Source organism: Microvirga sp. 2MCAF35 (assembly GCF_052115545.1).
Taxonomy (GTDB): Bacteria; Pseudomonadota; Alphaproteobacteria; order Rhizobiales; family Beijerinckiaceae; genus Microvirga.
The window spans coordinates 1-2,231 of sequence record NZ_JBFRGW010000084.1; the positions used below are offsets into that span (position 1 = coordinate 1).

A 2,231-nucleotide genomic window follows, 5' to 3' on the forward strand; every position below is an offset into this window, starting at 1 on the left:
AGGTGCGGGATGCCGTCATAGACCGAGAGCTCGAGCATCTTCGGGTCGACCATGATCAGGCGGCACTCGGCCGGCGAGAGCCGGTAGACGAGGGAGAGGATCATGGTGTTGATCGCCACCGACTTGCCCGAGCCGGTGGTGCCGGCGACAAGCAGGTGCGGCATGCGGGCGAGATCGGCGATCACCGGCTCGCCGCCGATGGTCTTGCCGAGGCACAGCGCCAGCTTCTGCTTCGAGGTCTCGAAGTCCTGCGAGGCGAGCAGCTCGCGCAGGTACACGGTCTCGCGCTTGTGGTTGGGCAGCTCGATGCCGATGGCGTTGCGGCCCTGGACCACGGCCACGCGGGCCGAGATCGCGCTCATCGAGCGCGCGATGTCGTCCGCCAGCGAGATCACCCGCGACGACTTCGTCCCAGGCGCAGGCTCCAGCTCGTACAACGTCACCACAGGGCCGGGACGGACGTTGATGATCTCGCCCTTGACATTGAAGTCCCACAGCACGTTCTCGAGGGTTGCTGCATTCTCCTGCAGCACCTCGACCGGCACTTCGGCGCTGTCCCAGATCTTCGGCTCTGCCAGAAGCTCCAGAGAAGGCAGCTCGTACTCGAACGAAGCCCTCACGGGCGCAGAGACACCGACCGATACGGAAGCATAATTGTCTCGGCTGTCACGGCGGAAGCTGTCATTGGCCGCAACCGGAACGGCCGGTTCGCTGCTGGTGCGCGGCGAGGCAACGACGGCAGCGCGCCGGGTCGGCACCTCGATAGCATCATCATCGTCATCCGACAGGTCGTCGGCATGATCCATGTGCATGTCGGCATCGAGGTCATCCTCATCCTCCTCCCACGGCAAAACCTCCGGTTCTGCAGGCAGGGGGGCCGGCGGGGGCGACGGCATGCGTGGAGAAACTGCGACCGGAGGCGCGGCTCTCTTCACGACCGGTACATTCTTCTGCTCAGCCGGAACACGCGCCGACGGCATGGGACGAGTCGGCGCAGGTACCGCCGCAGGGATCGGTTCCACTGGAACAGGCAGCGTCGGATCCAGGAGATACGTTCCTGGCTGCCACATGAAGCTGTAGGATTGCTGGACGGTGGAAAGCTCGAGAGAAGTGGGGGTGCTCTTCGCCCGAGGTGCAGCAGGTTCAACGGCCTTCGGCGCGGGAGCAGGCTCGGCAACCGCAGGCGCTGGGGCGACCGGCGCGCGCGGAGGCACATCTGCTCGCGGCCGCACGGGAGCAACCCGCCTGGCCTGATCCGGCGCATGGGAAGGCGTGCGCATAAAGACACGAGGCGCGCCGTTCCCAACCTCCTGGGACGCCGCCTTGTTCTGCAACGCAAGCAGTCTTTCCTGGACGGCCGGCGCAGGATCGGCGGCGCGGACCGATGCAATTTCCTTGGACTGCCGATCCGCGGCGTCTGGAGCCGCTTGAGCCGGCGTCTGCATCCGGCGCTCTTTCAGAACACGCTCAGGCGTACGCGTGAAGCGGACCTCCGGCGACATGGAGAAAGACTGCTCCCAAACTTCTCCGCGAGGAGCACCATTGGGTCCTCGGTCCCGCGAGACCCGATCCGCAGCTTGATCCCGGAGACGAGGCTGCCCCTCGGCTGTACTCGGCCGGGATGGCCCCTGTCCGCGCTCAAATTCGTTCATCGATCCGCGCCCGCTTTGCCTGTGTGGTTCGAGATGGGAGGCTCGTTGGCTTCCGGCCATGGGAGCGCGTGAAATTCCGACAGATGGATTTTTCTCCTCTGGGCCATTGAATTCAGGATGCTGTTCATCGTCCCGGGTGAGAGAGCCATAACCATTGGCGGCGGAAGATGGGGACCGTCGTTTGAAATGCATTGTCTGTTATGGTGTTGGGGCCGAACCGGTCAGCCCGGGAGGAGGTTCACCCTGATTACGCCTGCCAAAGGTAAAAAGAGGATTAGGAGGCGAACACGACGCCGGCCGCACGGGACTTGTCCCCAGACGGAACATTGTTCGCCACCTTCAAAGCCCGCTGCGCCCTCCTTATGTTCCGGAGGAGCCAAGGCGCTCCCCTCCCCTTCTTTTCATTGCCATCTAAGAGACTTTGAAGATGTCTCTTGCAAAGTGTGTTGGAGGGTTTATAGGAGCGCCTCCCCTGGGGGCGTGTTCGTGTGAGCGGGCCTGTTTGGGGGTTTTCTGCACCGTGGCGGTTGATCCGGGATCCGGGCCTTGTCAGGCTTTGGAGACGGGGTTGCTGTCGGT

General features: G+C 63.8%; 1 protein-coding gene. It reads right to left on the reverse strand.

The features are described from left to right. The coding region (locus AB4097_RS21360) for a DNA translocase FtsK (RefSeq protein WP_442043291.1) at window positions 1-1,502 on the reverse strand (1,502 nt) is incomplete at its 3' end. Window positions 1,503-2,231: the final 729 nt, after the last annotated feature.